Source organism: Sphingomonas sp. UNC305MFCol5.2 (assembly GCF_000712135.1).
Lineage (GTDB): Bacteria > Pseudomonadota > Alphaproteobacteria > Sphingomonadales > Sphingomonadaceae > Sphingomonas.
Genome location: NZ_JOOE01000002.1, coordinates 25613 through 43744 on the forward strand (window position 1 = coordinate 25613; position 18132 = coordinate 43744).

Here is an 18132-nt window from a genome sequence, read left to right on the forward strand (position 1 = left end):
GAAGCGACGAGCTAATCCAAAAGCAGCGCGCGACCGATGGGGCAGCGAGCCTCTATTCGCATCCGGTTTTGTTGAGCGGCAGCTACCGGATCACCTGGGATGATCACAGTGGCGTATCGGCGGTGTTCGCGGCCGTCGCAACGCGCAATCTGCAGAATGCGGGTCGTGTACAGCCAGTATAAATCAAAGCAGTCAGTGTCCAGCCAGTTGAGTATTGGCCGGAAGGGGAAGATTCCTCCACTCCGGCTGATTTATTCCTGAATCTGACTAAGTATTTTTCCGAGGGCACAATCCCGTTGCGCGAGATCCAATAATGCTTAATCAAGTTCATGGGATATTGTGAGTTATCAATCTGTCACCATGAGCCACGGCGCAAATGCCGAGGATCTAGCGCTTTTCGTCGAGAGCGCCACCGACAGGGCTGTGATTCTTACTGACGTTGACGGCTGTGTCACAGCGTGGCTGCCGGGTGCGGAGAATTTGTTCGGCTGGAAAGCGATGGAGATGATCGGGAAGCCGATCGACTGCCTCTATTCTAGAAACGACGTCGCCGCACGCCAGCCGGCCACGGAACGCAAGAATGCTGCAAATACCGGCCCGACGCGATCCGAAGGCTGGCGCGTCCGAAGGGATGGTTCCGAATTCGCTGCGGAAGCGACGACTATCGCCCTACGCAACCCTGACAAGAGCGTGAGAGGTTTCGGACTCAGCATTGGCGACATCACCGCGCGCAAGGCCGCGGAACAAGCGCTGGCGCATAGTGAGCTGCACGTCCGGTCCATCCTGGCGACCGTTCCCAGCGCAATGGTGGTGATCGACGAGCGGGGCAATATACTGTCCTTCAGCGCCGCTGCCGAAAAGTTGTTCGGCTGGTCCGAGGCCGATGTGATCGGGCGCAACGTCAAGATGCTGATGCCGAATCCCGATCATGATCGGCATGACCAATATCTCGCTCGATACTGCTCGACCGGCGAGCGTCGGATCATCGGAATCGGGCGGATCATCGTCGCCGAGCGCCGCGACGGAACGCAGTTCCCGATGGAACTTTCGGTCGGCGAAGCGAGCAGCGGGGGGCGCCGAATCTTCACCGGCTTCATCCGCGACCTGACCGAAGAACAGCGCGCCGAGTTCAAGCTCAAGGAATTGCAGTCCGAGCTGATCCATGTCGCCAGGGTGAGCGCAATGGGGACGATGGCGTCGACGCTGGCGCACGAGCTCAACCAGCCGCTGACTGCGATTGCCAACTATACCCGCGCTGCGCGCGATCTGCTGGATCGTGCAGGTGATCCACCGCTCGACCTGCTCGGTGAGGCAGTGACCGAGGCGGCTAGGGAAGCGCTTCGTGCAGGGCATATCGTTCGCCGGCTCCGCGATTTCGTTGCACGGGGCGAGGTCGAACAGCGCGTCGAGAACCTTCCCGCGCTGATCGATGAGGCCTCGCGGCTGGGGTTGATGGGCGCGCGCGAGCGCAGCGTCAGGGTTACCTTCGACATCGATCCGACGATCCAGAAGGTGGTGGTCGACCGGGTCCAGATCCAGCAGGTAATCCTCAATCTGTTGCGCAACGCCGTCGAGGCGATCGGAGAAAACGAACTGCGCGAGATCGCGGTAAGTACTGCGCGCGACTCCCACGGCATGGTCCGCGTCGTCGTCTCGGATACCGGCAGCGGAATCGACCCTGCGCTGGCGCCGCAGCTGTTCGAGGCGTTCGCCAGCACCAAGGAACAGGGGATGGGACTGGGTCTCTCCATCTGCCGGACGATCGTCGAGGCGCATGGCGGACGAATCTGGGCAGAGCCCAGGATCGGCGGCGGCACCGTGTTTCAGTTCACGATCATGACCGCCGATGAGGGAGAGATCGATGAGTGACGACCAACTCATCCATATCGTCGATGACGAGGACTCGGTCCGCAAATCCGCGAGCTTTCTGTTGCGAACCTCGGGGTTCGAAACGCGCCTCTATTCGTCGGGAACGGCCTTTCTGCGCGAGGCCGAGCACGCTCCGCAGGGATGCATCCTGCTCGATATCCGCATGCCCGAGATGGATGGACTGGAGGTGCAACGCGAGCTCAACGCACGCGGCGTGATGATGCCGGTGATCGTGCTGACCGGCCATGGCGACATCGGAACCGCGGTACAGGCAATGAAGGCTGGCGCGGTGGACTTTCTCGAAAAGCCGTTCGAGAAAGAACAACTGCTCGACGCGATCGCCACGGCTTTCGCCCGGATGGGGAATGACGACCACAGCGGCGCGGCGCGGCACGACGCAAGGGCGCGCATCGACGCGCTCAGCCCGCGGGAGCAGGATGTGCTGCGCGGCCTGGTGCGCGGACATCCCAACAAGACGATCGCCTACGATCTGGGCATCTCGCCGCGCACGATCGAGGTGCACCGCGCGAATTTGATGGGCAAGTTGAAGGCGCGCAGCCTTTCCGAGGCGCTCAAAATCGCGTTCGCGGCGGGCCTCGCCGGCTGACGATCTAAGGGCAAACCCGTAGCGGCCGCCTTGGGGCCATCACGTAACGACCCGCGCGCCGAGCAGTGGCAAAATGAGGATGTCGATCCTCCAGCCAGAAGTCGCCTGAATGCCCCCCGAAATTGCGCCGCTCGGTCTTCGCGTCCTACTGGTGGAGGACGACGAGGGAGTACGGCGCTCGTTACAATTATTGCTCGAGTGGAGTGGCTTCGAGGTACGTGCGCATGCGCTGGCGGCTTCGGTGATGGCGCTAAAGCGCGAGATGCTGGCCGGCGTCCACCTGCTCGTGTCCGATTACTTCCTGGAGGACGGCGATGGGATCGCGCTGCTCCAAAGCTTACGGGCGGCGGGCTGGCAGGGCCGGGCGGTGCTCATCACCGCCGAGCCCACACCGATGCTCATCGACCGCGCGCGGGCAGCGGGATTTCACGCCATACTGGAAAAGCCGCTCGCCAAGCACGAATTGATCAAGGCACTGACTGAATAGTGGCATACAGCTGTCGGTTGAGCGGCTCGTAAGCCAGGCAGAAACTCACTCGCAAGTGCCGCAAGCAGGTTGCGTCGCAACTGGACGGGAGGTCTCAGCTTTATCGGCGGCAAATGGCAGGACGCGCGCGCCCTCTCGCCTGGCTACGCCTTCGAAATTGAGATGTTATGCACCGTCGCGAAAGATGATTAGAGAGCAGCTATTGCTAAGAATATTTGTGCATGAATACAATCAAGTGCTTAATTATACTGCATTATAACCAACGCTTGATCAGCGGGTCCATGACTTAGCTGGAGATCGTACACCCTGCTCATTGTAGCAGCCCCCCTCGACTGATGGACGATCTTTTCAACCCGTTGCGGCGCGGCAAGAGAAGCTTTCAGCCTTGTGCGGATCGCCGCCCGTATAATGCGCATAGGCCGGCCAGGGGCACATCGGTCGCGTAGCGTGCTTCGTCCGTGCTAAACGGATGACCGCTTTCGGGCTTCCACCGACGCGGGCTGCGGCCGGACTTCCGCCCCTTAATTGCCCTCGGGGTACCGCGATTCGTGCGGAATCTCGCATGATCGGTCCGCCTCGCCGCCGCTGCATCCGGTCTGCAGCCCAGATTTTCCGGTCCGAAACAATTCCCCCGACACCGCTAGTTCTTGCTTCGGGATCTTTCTAAGAGTCGCGGTCAAGGCAATATGCGGAGGGGTTAGCATGGATGCCATACAAAAAGTAAGACGCGGTGAAGCTTCAATTCACTTTCAGTATAATAAACTCCCACACAGTCCAAGAAAAATGCATGGGATTTATTTCCTACCCCTCCTTGGAATACGGATAGGGAGATATTTTCGGTGAATGGCCTTCTGAGTCTCCACCGGAAGGGCTCGGATCGGACGATCATTTGCACCGAAGGGGCGATACCGGCGAATTCAGCAACCTCCAGGGCGGGCGCAGTGCCCGGCCTCTTTCTACGCGACCGCACCAATCCCGTGCGGCGTATCGAAGTCGCATACCAAGAATAATCCGGTCGGATTGTCGCGCGCCCCGCGAGAAGCGCCGATCTCACCCGCCCAGGGTGGGTCGATGACGGAAATGGGCACGGCGGGGCCAAGATCGCGCCGTAGAAAAAGAATGCCCAGGAGAGCAGTTTGTGCCCGTCGACATTTATACCGGAGCCAACGGAGAATTCGGCGCAGGCATGGGCCGCTTTGTCGGCACGCCGACAAAGCGCATCATCCATGACCGATGGATCGGCCCCGGCACGGCGCTCGACCTCGAGGGCAAGCCGGATGTCACGATCGTCCATACTGACCCATGCCGTACGCTCAAAGCGCCCCGCCACGGCAGACGAGATGATTGAAGCGCGCCCGACGATGTTCAGATTGCTCGCCTGTATTCTTTCTCTGGTCCTCCTTTGGGCGCCCGGACCGGCCCTTGCCCAAATGGTCGGCGCGTCGCGGGAAACGGCGGCGCTCATCGCCGGCTGGCGGTTCGCGCAGGGCGAACATCCCGGGGCCGTCGCGCCTTCGTTCGACGATAGCGGCTGGTCGCGCGTCACCCTGCCCCATACTTTCAACGCCGCCGAGACCGGCGACGGCTCCTATTATCGGGGCCCGGCCTGGTATCGGCGCGCCTTCGAGATCGCCGGGCTCCGCACCGGGCGGAGGCTGTTCGTCCAGTTCGACGGCGCGGCGCTGGTCGCCGACGTCTATCTGAACGGCAAGCCGGTGTGCCGTCACGAGGGCGGCCATGCGGCGTTCCGCTGTGACCTTACCGGCGGGTTGGCGCTGGGCCGCAACCTGCTGGCGGTGCGCGTGGACAACAGCTCCAACCCGACGGTTTCGCCGCTGGGAGGCGACTTCACGGTGTTCGGCGGGCTCTATCGCCCCGTATCGCTGATCGAGACGGACGAGGTGCATTTCGACCTGCTCGATCATGGTGGGCCGGGATTCTACGCCCGCGCCCACGATATCACCGCCGATGCCGCCGCGGTTTCGGCCGTTGCCAAGCTGGCCAATGACGGGTCGCGCGCGCGCGGCGTGCCCGTGGTCGCACGCATCCTGGATGCGGAGGGGCGCGAAGTGGCGCGCACATCCGTCAGTGTCCGGCTGCCGGGGCGTTCCATTCGTGACGTGGCGCTCGACATGCGCCTTCCCTCCCCGCGCCGGTGGGACGGGGTGCGCGATCCCTATCTCTACCAAATCGTCGTCCGCATCGGCGACAGCGGCGACGAGGTTTCGGTGCCGCTCGGCGTGCGTACCGTGAGAATCGATCCACGGCAGGGATTCCTGCTCAACGGCAAGCCGTATCCGCTGCGCGGCGTGAACCTGATGCACAGCGCCCGGCCGGGAAAAGGCACCGGGGTGACCGATGCCGAGGTCGGGGAGGATTTCGCGATCATCCGCGACATGGGCTCCACCGCCGTCCGGCTGACCCATTTCCAACATCCCCAGGCCGCCTATCAGGAAGCCGATCGGCTGGGCCTGGCGCTCTCGACGGAGATCGGGATCAACGGCGTGGTCGCGGAAGGCCCCGCCTTCCTCGCCAACGCCACGCAGCAGATGCGCGAACTCATCGCCCAGAACTACAACCACCCCTCGGTGGTGATCTGGGGCCTCGGCAACGAGGTCTATTCGACCGAGCCGGTGGTGGAACATGTGCTGCGCGCGCTGCAACAGGTTGCGAAGGCGGCCGATCCGGACCGGCCCACCACCTACGCCCATTGCTGCCAGCAGGACGATCATCCCAAGGCGCTGATCTCCGACGTCATCGGCTTCAACCGCTATTTCGGCTGGTATCCCGACCAGAAGGGAACGATCGGCGAATGGGCGGAGGGATTCCATACCAGGCACCCCGATCGCGCCTTCGCGGTGAGCGAATATGGCGCAGGCGCGAGCATCCTGCATCAGGAGGATCCGCCACGCACCGTCGTACCGGCGAGCGGCTGGCATCCCGAGCAATATCAGGCGCTCTACCATGAACGAAACTGGCTGGAACTGAAGGACAAGCCCTATCTGTGGGGCACCTTCATCTGGGTGGGATTCGATCTTGCCTCAGCCGGGCGGAACGAAGGCGACCGACGCGGGATCAACGACAAAGGCCTCGTCACCTATGATCGCAAGGTGCGCAAGGACGCCTGGTACTGGTATCGCGCATGGTGGTCGGATCAGCCGACGCTCTACATCACCAGCCGCCGCTTCACCGAGCGGAGCGATCGCGACGCAACGGTGAAGATCTACACCAGCGCGCCCGCCGCGACATTGTTCCTGAACGGCGTGGAGATCGGCACGCGCCCCGCCGTGGATCGCATCGTCCGCTGGCCCGTAACGCTGCGGAGGGGCGCCAATGCGATCGAGGTCCGCGCGACGGCAAAGGGCGAGGCGCTGAGCGATCGGGTGACATGGCAATACGAGCCTCCACCGGACATGCTGCACGCGACTTCTCCCACTGAAGCCGCTGGAGCAGCTGCCCAGGGAAATCCCCTTCAACCGTAGCGACCGTCGCATTCGCAGCGTGATCTCCATCCGGCCGCGCTTCTTTCCAAAACCGATCCCTGCAGGTTGTGAGATGAGCATGACGAAACACTATGAGGTGCTTGACGGCCTGCGCGGCACGGCTGCGGTAGCGGTGGTCGTTTTCCACCTATGCGAGTATATTTTCCCCGATTCCGCCAGCAATCCATTGCGCCACGCCTATCTGGCGGTCGATTTCTTCTTCCTGCTTTCGGGTTTCGTCATCGCGCACGCCTATGACCGGCGCTGGCCTGCGATGTCGATCGCCGGCTTCTTCCGGATCCGCCTGACCCGCCTGCATCCGCTGGTGCTGCTGGGACTGTTGCTCGGGCTGATCGACTATGTCTTCGATCCCTTTGCCGGAAACAGCCAGAATGCGGGTTTCTGGCTGATCGCGGTCAACGCGGTGCTGGGCGCCCTGCTCCTACCCGCACCCGATCTCCCCAACCGCTTCGACGCCACCCATTCGCTCAACAGCCCGTCATGGTCGCTGCTGCAGGAATATGCCGTCAACATCGCTTATGCCCTGTTCGTGCGGCGCCTGGGCGTACGCGCGCTTGCGGGCCTGGTCGTACTCAGCGCGGTGGTGCTGGGCTTGTCGGCGGTCGGTCACGGGAAATTGCTGGACGGATGGTCATGGGAAACGTTCTGGCTGGCGCCGGTGCGTGTCTGCTATCCCTTCTTCGCCGGGATGCTGCTCTATCGCATCGGCGGGATCGTCCGGATGCGGGGCGGCTACCCGATCCTGTCGGCCGTGCTGCTGGCGATCTTCATGCTGCCCAACAGCAGCTATACCGGCCTGATGGATGCGGCGATCGTGATCCTGGCCTTCCCGCTGGTGGTCGCGGCCGGCGCCGGCAGCGCGGTGACCGGACGGCTGGCCGTGCTGTGCCGCTTCTTCGGCACCATCTCCTATCCGATCTATATCCTCCATTATCCCTTCGTGGACATCTACGCCCATTGGCTGTGGCAGGGGAATCATGACTCCGTGACCTTGTGGCTGGTTTCCACAGCACTGGTACTGGGCCTTGTCGTCTTCGCCTGGGCGGCGGAGCGCTATGTCGATCGGCCAGTCAGGGCATGGCTCGCGCGCACCGGACGGAAGGAGGTCGCGGGCGACCCGCCAGCGCCCCTCCCCCCGGCTGACCTGCCGGCCCTGCCCGCTCTGCAGTGAGCAGGGCTCGAGCCCGCGTCTGCTGACCAAATTCTTGTTTCCGCAACGGAGATTCGCATGCACCGACTGACCCACTGGCTATTGCCGCTGGCCGCCATCCTCACGCCCGCTGCAACGGCGGCTGCCCAGGACAGCGCGCCGCCGCGCCTCGAAAGCCGCAACGGCCAACATGCCCTGATCGTCGACGGCAAGCCCTTCCTGATGCTCGGCGCGCAGGTCAACAACAGCGCCAACTATCCCGACATGCTGCCGGAAGTCTGGCCCGCGATCGAGAAAATGCACGCCAATACCGTCGAGGTGCCGATCGGCTGGCAACAGATCGAGCCGGAGGAAGGCAAATTCGACTTCTCGTTCCTCGACGCGCTGCTGCCGCAGGCGCGCGAGCGCAACCTGCGCCTCGTGCTGCTGTGGTTCGGCACGTGGAAAAACACGGCGCCAAGCTACGCGCCCGACTGGGTCAAGCTCGACCAGAAGCGCTTCCCGCACATGATCAATGCGAAAGGCGAGGTGCATTACGCGCTCTCGCCGCATTACCGCTCGACGCTGGAGGCTGACAAGCGCGCCTTCGTCAGGCTGATGGAATATCTGAAGAAGCACGATCCCCAACACACCGTGATCATGATTCAGCCGCAGAACGAGCCGGGCAGCTATGGCAGCGTGCGCGATTTCTCGCCCGTCGCGCAGAAGCTGTTCGATGGCCAGGTTCCCGCACCGCTGCTGAAGCAGATGAAAAAGAAGCCGGGCAGCTGGCGCGAGGTGTTCGGGTCCGACGCGGACGAATTTTTCCACGCCTGGTCGATCGCCAGTTACACCAATGAGATCGCCGCGGCGGGCAAGGCGGTAATGCCGCTGCCCATGTATATGAACGCCGCGCTCGCCGCCGCTTTCGGGCGGCAGCCGGCCTCGACCTATTCCAGCGGCGGTCCGGTGCATCACGTGATCGACGTCTACAAGGCGGCCGCGCCGGCGATCGACATCGTCGCGCCCGACATCTACGCGCGCGACCATGCCGCCTATATGGCCTATCTCGGCTATTACGACCGGCCGGACAATGCGCTGTTCGTACCGGAAACCGGGAACGACAAGGACTTTGCCCGCTACTTCTTCCCGGCCGTGGGCATGGGGGCGATCGGCTTCGCCCCGTTCGGCATGGACTATACCGGCTATTACAATTTCCCGCTGGGGGCCAAGGACCTGGACGACGCGACGATGGAGATGTTCGCGCGCAACTACCGCCTCTTCGCACCCATGCAGCGCGAATGGGCGGAATGGGCCGCGCAAGGCAAGACATGGGGTGTGGCCGAACCCACCGATCCCAAGGCGCAGCACGCCCAGCACATCGACATGGGCAAGTACAACATGACCGTCACCTTCGGTCAGTGGCAGTTCGGCACCGATAAGCCGACCGGCAATCCGGAACCTTCGGGTGGCGTGGCGGTGGCGCAGCTGGGCGAGAACGAGTTCCTCGTCACCGGTTTCCGCTCTCGCGTCTATTTCGGCCTCAGCAAGCCGGCTCCCCTGGAATCGATGATGCTGCTGCGGGTGGAGGAAGGCCATTTCGACCATGGCAAATGGATATTCCGCCGCCTGTGGAACGGTGATTCAGTCGACTATGGCCTGAACTTCACCGACCGCGAACAGGTCCTTCGGGTGAAGCTCGTGACCTACAAGGGCACACCGCCTATCCCGGTCGGGAATCCCAACTGATCGTTCGAACGCGCATGCGGAACGGCCATTCCAAACGTTCCGGCAGGCATTCAGCGGTTCGCGGTTCGCCTTTGCCTGCTGGAAAATCCGAGGAAGCGGGCCGTTCGCTGGTCCTCGGCGGCGAACAGGTCGGATGGTGGTCCTACCGCTGGCGTGCGCCCGTAACGGCGGTCAGCATCGAGAAGTGATGCCGGCCCCGGCATATGCGCGCCCGGCGGGTTGTTCACGCTTGCAAAACTCATGTGTTGATTTATCAATATTGAATAATCAACATTGTGGGAGGGCGCGAAATGAGGGAACGTCGGGCGGGCGCGATCGGATCGCTGCGCTATTTGGCTCTACTCGGATCAACAGCGCTGGCGGCGCTGTTCCCCTTCCCTATCGCAGCCTCGGCCCAGACGGCGCCGTCGGCGGATCAGAGCGCCGCGCAGTCGACCTCGAATCCTCCGCCTGAAGACGCCGCCGTCTCAACGGATGCGCGGGACGAAATCACCGTCACCGGCACGCGGCTCGGCGTCAGCGGCTTTACTGCGCCGACACCGGTAACGGTGCTGGGTGCGGAGCTGATCGCGAAGACGGCCTCGCCAACCGTCGGCGAGGCGCTGGCGCAGCTGCCTTCGTTTCGCGCGACGACGACGCCGGCGACTCAGCAGATCTTCCCCGCCAATGCGGGCGCGCGCATCGCCGATCTGCGGGGGCTCGGGGCCGCGCGCACGCTGGTGCTGGTCGACAGCCGTCGCTTCACGCCCAGCACATCCAGCGGCACGGTCGACCTCAACCTGATTCCCACGTTGCTCGTGCAGCGCGCCGAAGTGGTGACCGGCGGGGCCTCGGCCGCCTATGGCTCGGATGCGGTTTCGGGCGTCATCAATATCCTGCTCGACACGACGCTGAGCGGAATCAAGACGACGGCGGGATATGGCATCTCCGATCGCGGCGACGGCCAGCAATATTTCGCGCAATTCGCCGCCGGCACAAGCTTCAATGACGGACGCGGCCATGCGGTGTTCGGCGCCGAATACAACAAGGACGAAGGGGTCGGCGGTTGCTATACGCGCACCTTCTGTAGCAACGAAGTCGGCGATCTCACCGGCACGCCCGGTGCCGGCGGCCGTCCCGCGCACAATATTTCCTATAACGTCCACACCTCTTCGCTCACGCCGGGCGGCCTGATCACGGCAACGATCAATGCGGCGGGCGTGCGGACGCCGGCCAAAGGCGGCCCGCTGAGCGGAATCCAGTTCACCGGCAATGCGCAGCCGGCCAGTTTCACTTATGGCAATTTCCCCTCCGCGTTGTTTCAGGAGGGCGGCAGCGGGGCAGGACTGAACACCTTCTTCGGCGATCCGGCGCTTTCCATCCCCGTCGAGCGCTACAATGCGCTCGGCCACTTCGAATATGAATTCTCGCCGGCGTTCACCTGGTTCGCCGAGGCAAGCTATGGCCATGTCGCCGGCTATGTGACGGGTCCGGAGATCCGCGACATCGGCTTCCCTGCGCCCGGTGCCGTCATCTCGATCGAGAATCCCTTCCTCCCCGCGTCGATCAAGCAGACGATGACCGCCAACGGCATCGTCGCGCTGACCCTGGGCAAGCTGGGAACCGAGTTCGGCACGATCGACAGCACCTCGGTTCGCGATACGATGCGGATGGTCACGGGCGGCAGCGGCGATCTTGGCGGAAGCTGGAAATGGGACGCGTATCTGCAGTACGGCGTCACCGATTATAAGCAGCGTTCCATCAACAATCGCATCACCGCGCGCTACGCCAAGGCGATCGACGCGGTCGCTGGCCCGGGCGGCACGCCCGTTTGCCGCGTCAACGCCGACGCCAATCCCAACAACAACGATCCCGCCTGCGTCGCGCTCAATATTCTGGGCAACGGTCATTATTCGCAGGCGGCCAAGGACTATGCGTTCGGCACGACCGTCCAGAATTCGGTGTTCACGCAGACCGCGGGTGCGTTCAACGTCCGCGGCGAACCCTTCGCCACCTGGGCCGGCCCGGTGGGGCTGGCAGCGGGCGTCGAGGCACGGCGCAACGGTCTTCGGATCGCGGTGGATCCAATATCGGCGACGAACGGCTTCTACGTCTTCAATCAGACTCCTTCCAAAGGCCAGGTCGGCGTGATCGAAGGCTATGCCGAACTGGCGATTCCCCTGCTCAGGGACAGCGTGCTGGGCTCGAGCCTGGAAATCAACGGCGCCGTCCGCCAGGCACGCTACACCAACACCAGCGCGGGAACGAAAAGCCGGTTCGACGCGACGACGTGGAAGCTGGGCGCCACGTATCGCCCCGTCGACTGGCTGATGCTGCGTGCCACGCAATCGCGCGATATCCGCGCGCCCAACACGTCCGAACTGTTCACCACGCCGGTCGGCGGACAGGCGGCATTGGTCGACACCAAAACCTCGACCCAGGTGTTCGCGCAGACCTTCACCGGCGGCAACATCAACCTGAAACCGGAACGTGCGCAAACCTTCACCGCCGGAGCGACGTTGCAGCCAGAGGGCGCCCTGCGCGGTTTCCGCTTCTCCGCCGACTATTACAATATCCGGATCGACAGCGCGATCGCGACGCTAGGCGCGCAAGTGATCGTCGACACCTGCAACGCCCGCAACGACCCGGCGATCTGCGCGCTCGTCACGCGCGATTCGAACGGATTGCTCCAGAAGGTCGCGGTGCTGTTCCTCAACCTGAACCGGCAGCAGGTTCGCGGGCTCGATTTCGAGGCAGGCTACAGCCATTCGCTGGGCGCGGGCCGCTCCCTGGACCTGCGGATCCTCGCCACGCACGCGATCGACTACACCAACAGCGCGCTCCCGGGAGTCAATCGGGCGGGCGACGACGGACCCGCCGGCGTTCCTTCCTGGATCATCGACGGCGACGTTTCGGTCGATTGGGGTCCGGTGGGCGTGCACGCCGAGGGACGCTATATCTCCGCGGGCAAATATGACGCCACGCTCATCGGCCCGCAGGACCCGGGGTACAGTGTACTGCTGCCCAACAGCATCAACACGAACCGGGTGCCGTCGCGCTTCATGACCAATCTGGGCATCACCTTCGATCTCATCGACCGGGGATCGCGCAAGGTCGAGCTGTTCGGGAATGTCTACAACCTGTTCGACGTGCTCGCGCCGCCGCTTTGGAACGGCAACAACAACGGCGTCTATTACGACAATATCGGACGCCGCTATCGCATGGGCGTCCGCGCCAGCTTCTGAACGAACGACAAATGGAGCGAGGCCGGCGCATCCGAACGCGATAGGGGTGCGCCTCAGGATCGAGCGGGATTGGGAGAGCATCGATGACGGACGGGGAGATTCTGCGATCCACGGCCTCGCGCCGCCGGTTCCTGGGCGGATTCGCGGCGACTGCGGCCACGACCCTGCCAGGCACGCGTGCGTTTGCGAGCGCGACTCCCGTCGTGGCGACCCGCGACGGCAAGGTCCGGGGCACGATCGACCGCGGCATTCAGGTGTTTCGCGGGATACCCTATGGCGCGCCGACAGGTGGGGCCAAGCGGTTCCGCGCACCTGAGCCTCCAACACCCTGGCGCGGCGTGCGCGACGCCAGCGGGTTCGGATCCTCGTGCCCGCAATTGACCCCGGGTGATCCCAGGGATCCTCCCCGGTCGGAGGATTGCCTGGTCCTCAATGTCTGGACGCCAGGGGCCGATCCGAATGCGCGGCGCCCGGTGATGGTCTGGGTGCATGGCGGCGGCTTCGCGGTCGGTTCGGGTTCGGACCGCGTGAACGACGGCGTTCGATTGTGCGCGCGCCAGGATGTCGTCCTCGTCACGCTCAACCACCGGCTGAATGCGTTCGGCTACCTGTACTTCGGCGATCTCGTCCCCGCCGGCGCGGTCGCGGACAATCCCGGCCAGCTCGATCTTGCCGCAGCCTTGCGATGGATACGCGCCAATATCGCGGCGTTCGGCGGAGATCCGGAAACCGTGATGGTGTTCGGCCATTCGGGCGGCGGCTCCAAGGTCGCCTCGCTGCTGGCGATGCCCTCCGCGACGGGGCTGTTCCATCGGGCCGCGCTGCAAAGCGGCTTCGGCACCTATGGGATCTCGCCCGAGGACGGAATGCGTATCACCGCCGCGCTGTTCGAGGCGCTCGGCATCGCGCGAGGCGATATCGAGACACTCCGTACCGTTCCCGCGGACCGGTTGCTCGCGGGCCTGCAGCAAGTCACGCAGGGCAATCCCATGCTCGGCCCGGGCATCGTCGCCGACGGGACGGTGATCCCGCATATCCCGTTCGCGCCGGATGCGCCGCCGATTTCGCGCGGCATTCCCATGCTTGTCGGACATACCGCAGCCGAGACCACCGTGCTGTTTCCTCCCAAAGAGGCTTTCACGCTCGATTGGGATGGGCTCGAGACGGCGCTGCAGGGAAAGGTGCGCGAACCGCAACCGCTGATCCAGGGCTTTCGCCGCTTGCGGCCCGGCGCGACCCCCAGCGAACTCTATTTCGCCATCACCACCGAGGCCGGCATGGGCCGCAACGCGCGCATCGTGCAGGAAAAGCGTGGCGCGTCCGGCGGGGCGCCCTGCTATGGCTATCTGGTCGACTGGCGGTCTCCCGCGAGGAACGGCGCGCTGGGTGCGCATCACGGCGTCGAACTGCCCATGGTGTTCGATACCGTTGCGTCTTCTCCCGATCTGGCGTCCCGCGCCGCCGAGGCACAGGCACTGGCGGACGAAATGAGCGCGCGATGGGCGCGGTTCGCGCGAACCGGCGATCCCAATGTCGCGGGCCTGCCCGAATGGCCGGCCTATTCCGCGCCGCGGCGCGCGACGATGATCTTCGATTCGCCCTGTTCGCTCGGCGCGGATCCGTTGGGCGCAGAACAGGCGCTCATCGCCGCTTACGGAGTGCGCTGATGCGGCACTGGAAATGGATGATCCTGTGTGTGGCAGGCCTCTTCAGCGCGGCGATCGCCGATGCCCAGCCCGCGCCGCCGCCCGCTTCGCCTGCGCGCCTGGCCGTGCTTCCCGAAAGGGCCGTGATCGCTCCGGCGATGGTCTGCGCCGATCTGATGCGCCAGCCCGCCCGCAACGCGGCGGGTATCGCGTTCCGCTTGCGCTCGGCCGAGGACGAGCCGGCAACCGGGACGCGCGCTGCCTTCTGCCTGGTCAAGGGCTATGTCGCACCACAGACCGAGTTCGAGCTTCGCCTGCCATTGACCGGCTATACCGGCCGCTTCCTGCAGGGCGGGTGCGGCGGGATGTGCGGCGTGATACCCACGTCGATCACCCCCCGGTGCAGCAACGCGCACGCCTTTGGCGGCGCGTTTGCAGTGGCGTTCAACAATGGCGGGCACCATTCCGCCGGGATCGGCGACGCCACATGGGCGATCGGAGACCCGGAGCTGCGCGCCCAATTCGCGGAGAAGGCGACACATGCGGTCGCGGTGGCGTCCAAGGCGTTGGTGGCCGGCTTCTACGGCAAGCCGCCCGAGAAAAGCTATTTCGCCGGTTGCTCGGGCGGCGGGCGCGAGGCGCTGATGGAGGCGCAACGTTATCCGGGCGATTTCGACGGGATCGTCGCCGGATCCTCGGTGGCGATGCCCGCGGCGATGCAATTGTTCCTGTGGGAGGCGCAGAAGGGCCTCGATCCGCAAGGCCGGGAAATTTTCACCGACGCGGCGGTACACCTGTTGCACAAGGCGGTGATCGAGAGCTGTGACGCGCGCGACGGCATCACCGACGACCAGATCGACGACCCACGCTCGTGCAGCTTCGACCCGGCGTCGCTGGGCTGCCCCCCGAAGGAGCACGCGCCTGGGGCGTGCCTGTCGCCCGCGCAAGTCGCGGCGGCGCGGGCTTATTACCGGGGTCCGACGGACGCAGAGGGGAATGCGCTGTTTCCCGGTGGGGCGCCATATGGCGGCGAACTCGGCTGGGTGGGGCGCGGCGCGCCGACCCAGACCGGCAAGTTCGCCGCCGAGGCGTTCCTCAATTATCTGCTGCTGCCGGGTGAACTCCCCGCCGATTTCAGCTGGCGCGACTGGCGCTTCACGCGCGCGAGCCTGGCGCGGCTGCTTGCCGCCGGCACCCCCTATGATTCGACCGACCCCGACATGCGCGCGTTTCGCGACGCCGGCGGCAAGCTGCTGCTGTGGCAGGGTGCGGCCGACAACGCGGCAGGCATCTTCGGCATGCTCGATTATTATCAGGCGGTACGCGAGCAGATGGGCGGACTGGCCGCGACGCGCGATTTCGCGCGGATATTCCTCGTTCCCGGCGGCTATCACTGCGCCGGCGGCTATGTCCCCTACGACCAGGATTTCCTCGGCGCGATGGTCAATTGGGTCGAGCTCGGAAAAGCGCCCGACGCGATCGAGGCGAGCGCGACGCTTGTCGACGGTACCGTCCGGCGGCGGCCGCTTTATGCCTATCCCACCCGGACCCGCTATCTGGGCGGTGACGTGAACGCTGCCGCTTCCTTCGCGCCGCTGCCGGTGAAGAACGCGCCGGAGGACGGGTTCGACTGGCCGGGTTCGCACGCGGTGTCGAGACAGCGCCGCAATCTCGCGCCGCACGACTGAAGGCGAGTCAGCTCGCCGCGGCGGGCCGGAACTCGCGACGAAACGTCGCGGCGCGGATGCGCGTATAGTGATCGCCTTCGAAATCATAGAAAACGAAGCTGTTGAGATAATAGCGGTCGGCCCGCGCCATCGGCCGCACCGCGAAATCGGGCGCATCCTCGATCGCGAGGAATTCCGATTCGATCTCCGCGGCCAGTGTCTCCCCGTCCGCGAAGCATTGGACGATCTCGATCGTGCGCCGGGTTTGCTGCTTCGCCTTGCCGTAGAAATCGAGGATCGCCTCGCGCCCGGTCAGTTCGGTGCCGTTGCCGATCACGAGCCGGACATCGGGAGCATAGAATCCGCGAAGGGCACCCCAATCGCCAGCGTTGAACGCTTGCAGATAGGCACGGAACCGAACTTCAGCCCTCATCCCGCATTCTCCGGCGCCGATACGAAACGGGCGGTGCGGATACGAGTGAACCGGCCGTAGGCGACGTCGTACATGGCGAAGCTCACCCGTTGCCGGGTGTCGCCTGCGCGCATCGCCCCGGTCGGCATGTCAGGCCAGTCGCGCAGCGCGATCAGCGTGGTGCGCAGTTCCGCGGCAATCCGGCTCCCGTCCGGCGCGCCGACGAAGCCGAGCAGGTCGACCCGTTCGTCCAGATAGCCGCGAACCTTGCGATAGAAATTGAGCACGGAATCACGCCCGATCAGTTGCGCCGCCTGGCCGTGGAAGACGACGTCATCGGCATAATAGCTGCCGAAGGCGGCGAAGTCGGCGCGGTTGAAAGCCGCGAGATAGTCCTCGAACCACAAGCGGAGATCAGCCGTGGTGGCGTTCACCCCCGCTCCTCTCCGACGACATAGAAATCTTCGCGCAATGTTCGCGAGGCGATGAGGAAGCAGATCGACGCGATGAAGAACACGCAAACCGCCGCCATCAACGCGGACCTGATGCCATAGGTGGCGGCAACCGCGCACGGATCGGCGAGGCTGGCGGCGGCCAGCGCGGCCTTTCCGCCATGGCATTGCGCCAGATACTCGCCGCCGGTGAACACCGATTCGGCGAAACGATCGCTCATCCAGCCGACCGCGGTAGGGCCGAGCCCCGAGCCGAAGATGGTGTAGAGGATCGCGAAGAGCGCTGCTCCGGTCGCGCGCATCCGCGGCTCGAGCATATTCTGGATCATGGCCAGCGTCGGGCCGTAGAAAAGCAGCAGCGTCCCCCCCGAGATGCACAGCATCACCGAGCCCCAGACGATCGAGTGGGTGTTGAACGCGATCCAATACAGCAACGGCGCGACTGCCAGCCCGATCGCCGGTCCCCATGCCGGCCAGCGCCGGTCCCCCCGCCTGGATAGCCAATCGGTGCCGAACGAGCCGATGAGCAGTCCGGCGGCAAGCGAGATTGCCGAAATGGTACCGTACAGCGCACCCGCCTGTTGCACGGGGAGCTGGTAGATCCGCCCCAGATATACCGCGAGGAATTGCGAAATAGCCGTCATTCCGAACCCGGCGAGCGCACCGCCGAGGATGACGAAGAACAATCCGCGCTTGCTTATGACGACGCGCAGGAAGGCGCCGAAATTCGGCGGCGGCGCGGGGTCACGCGGCGCATTGTCCGCCAACCCGCGGCGCGGCTCGCGCAGTACCAGCAGCACCAGCAGACCGACGAGCACGCCCGGAATGCCGAGCGCGAAGAACGCCATGCGCCATCCCCATTGCGCCGCGACCCAGCCGCCGGCCGTCGCGCCGAGGAAGATGCCCACCGGCGTACCGAGCAGGATCAGCGACATCGCCGATGCCCGCCGCTCGCGCGGAAAATGATCGCTGACGAGCGACGAGGTGACTGGTTGCGACCCGGCCTCGCCGACGCCGACGCCGACGCGGCAGAGCAGGAGCTGGACAAAGCTGCCGATCAGCCCGCAGGCCGCGGTCATGATCGACCAGAAGATGATCGCGATCGAGATGATCTTCACACGCGAATAGCGCTCGGCGAGCCTGCCGATCGGCAGGCCGAGAAGCGCGTAGAGGAAAGCAAAGGCGACGCCCTGCAGGATGCCGAGCTGGAAATCGCTGAGGCCGAGATCGCGCTTGATCGGCTGGGCGAGCACCGCAAGCACCGAACGGTCGGCGAAATTGAAGACCGCGACCGAAAACGACATGCCGATGAAGAGTCGCCGGTAGCCGGCTGACAGGAGGCGCTCGTCGTCACCGTTCAAGGGCTTGATCCTCTCCATGTCTCGGC

Annotated in this window: 13 protein-coding genes; 10 read left to right on the forward strand and 3 right to left on the reverse strand. The window is 64.5% G+C overall.

The window, feature by feature from the left end; genetic code table 11:
• Positions 1-360: 360 nt before the first annotated feature.
• From BR78_RS0107475 to BR78_RS0107520, 10 genes are all read left to right on the forward strand, one after another.
• Positions 361-1869, forward strand: coding sequence for a sensor histidine kinase (locus tag BR78_RS0107475; RefSeq protein ID WP_025560516.1), 1509 nt, complete (start codon positions 361-363; stop codon positions 1867-1869).
• A complete protein-coding gene (fixJ, locus tag BR78_RS0107480; protein ID WP_025560514.1) occupies positions 1862-2476 on the forward strand; it encodes a response regulator FixJ in 615 nt (204 codons plus the stop codon). Before BR78_RS0107475 ends, fixJ begins: the two co-directional genes overlap by 8 nt.
• Before the next feature lie 109 nt (positions 2477-2585).
• Positions 2586-2963, forward strand: a complete 378-nt coding sequence (locus BR78_RS0107485) for a response regulator (RefSeq protein WP_025560513.1) — start codon at positions 2586-2588, stop codon at positions 2961-2963.
• Between the two features lie 1138 nt (positions 2964-4101).
• Positions 4102-4311 (forward strand): hypothetical protein, encoded by a 210-nt coding sequence (locus BR78_RS21960; protein WP_025560512.1) that lies wholly within the window; start codon positions 4102-4104, stop codon positions 4309-4311.
• Complete coding sequence (locus tag BR78_RS0107495) at positions 4304-6445, forward strand: glycoside hydrolase family 2 protein (protein ID WP_197021323.1); 2142 nt, start codon at positions 4304-4306, stop codon at positions 6443-6445. Before BR78_RS21960 ends, BR78_RS0107495 begins: the two co-directional genes overlap by 8 nt.
• Before the next feature lie 79 nt (positions 6446-6524).
• Positions 6525-7637 (forward strand): acyltransferase family protein, encoded by a 1113-nt coding sequence (locus BR78_RS0107500; protein ID WP_049811535.1) that lies wholly within the window; start codon positions 6525-6527, stop codon positions 7635-7637.
• Between the two features lie 57 nt (positions 7638-7694).
• Positions 7695-9344: a DUF5597 domain-containing protein gene (locus BR78_RS0107505; RefSeq protein ID WP_025560509.1), complete on the forward strand. Its 1650-nt coding sequence runs from the start codon at positions 7695-7697 to the stop codon at positions 9342-9344.
• Positions 9345-9634: 290 nt separating this feature from the next.
• Positions 9635-12568 (forward strand): TonB-dependent receptor plug domain-containing protein, encoded by a 2934-nt coding sequence (locus BR78_RS0107510; protein WP_029936001.1) that lies wholly within the window; start codon positions 9635-9637, stop codon positions 12566-12568.
• 83 nt (positions 12569-12651) lie between these two features.
• Entirely contained in the window at positions 12652-14235 is a 1584-nt protein-coding gene (locus BR78_RS0107515) for a carboxylesterase/lipase family protein (protein ID WP_025560507.1), read from the forward strand.
• Complete coding sequence (locus tag BR78_RS0107520; RefSeq protein ID WP_025560505.1) at positions 14235-15902, forward strand: tannase/feruloyl esterase family alpha/beta hydrolase; 1668 nt, start codon at positions 14235-14237, stop codon at positions 15900-15902. Before BR78_RS0107515 ends, BR78_RS0107520 begins: the two co-directional genes overlap by 1 nt.
• A gap of 7 nt (positions 15903-15909) precedes the next feature.
• Here the strand turns inward: BR78_RS0107520 and BR78_RS0107525 are convergent, their stop codons facing one another.
• The 3 genes from BR78_RS0107525 to BR78_RS0107535 are packed head-to-tail and all read right to left on the reverse strand — an operon-like array spanning position 15910 to position 18106.
• Positions 15910-16314, reverse strand: coding sequence for a nuclear transport factor 2 family protein (locus BR78_RS0107525; RefSeq protein ID WP_025560504.1), 405 nt, complete (start codon positions 16312-16314; stop codon positions 15910-15912).
• Positions 16311-16727, reverse strand: a complete 417-nt coding sequence (locus tag BR78_RS0107530) for a nuclear transport factor 2 family protein (protein ID WP_025560503.1) — start codon at positions 16725-16727, stop codon at positions 16311-16313. The genes BR78_RS0107525 and BR78_RS0107530 overlap by 4 nt, the downstream gene beginning before the upstream one ends.
• Entirely contained in the window at positions 16724-18106 is a 1383-nt protein-coding gene (locus BR78_RS0107535; RefSeq protein WP_197021324.1) for a spinster family MFS transporter, read from the reverse strand. Before BR78_RS0107535 ends, BR78_RS0107530 begins: the two co-directional genes overlap by 4 nt.
• Positions 18107-18132 lie beyond the last annotated feature (26 nt).

Excerpts from the sequence above, each read along its gene's own strand:
- fixJ (WP_025560514.1), top strand. The coding sequence starts at position 1,862 with ATGAGTGACGACCAACTCATCCATATCGTCGATGACGAGGACTCGGTC.
- BR78_RS0107515 (WP_025560507.1), top strand. The coding sequence starts at position 12,652 with ATGACGGACGGGGAGATTCTGCGATCCACGGCCTCGCGCCGCCGGTTC.
- BR78_RS0107520 (WP_025560505.1), top strand. The coding sequence starts at position 14,235 with ATGCGGCACTGGAAATGGATGATCCTGTGTGTGGCAGGCCTCTTCAGC.
- BR78_RS0107500 (WP_049811535.1), top strand. The coding sequence starts at position 6,525 with ATGACGAAACACTATGAGGTGCTTGACGGCCTGCGCGGCACGGCTGCG.
- BR78_RS0107475 (WP_025560516.1), top strand. The coding sequence starts at position 361 with ATGAGCCACGGCGCAAATGCCGAGGATCTAGCGCTTTTCGTCGAGAGC.
- BR78_RS0107495 (WP_197021323.1), top strand. The coding sequence starts at position 4,304 with ATGATTGAAGCGCGCCCGACGATGTTCAGATTGCTCGCCTGTATTCTT.
- BR78_RS0107525 (WP_025560504.1), bottom strand. The coding sequence starts at position 16,314 with ATGAGGGCTGAAGTTCGGTTCCGTGCCTATCTGCAAGCGTTCAACGCT.
- BR78_RS0107485 (WP_025560513.1), top strand. The coding sequence starts at position 2,586 with ATGCCCCCCGAAATTGCGCCGCTCGGTCTTCGCGTCCTACTGGTGGAG.
- BR78_RS0107510 (WP_029936001.1), top strand. The coding sequence starts at position 9,635 with ATGAGGGAACGTCGGGCGGGCGCGATCGGATCGCTGCGCTATTTGGCT.
- BR78_RS0107505 (WP_025560509.1), top strand. The coding sequence starts at position 7,695 with ATGCACCGACTGACCCACTGGCTATTGCCGCTGGCCGCCATCCTCACG.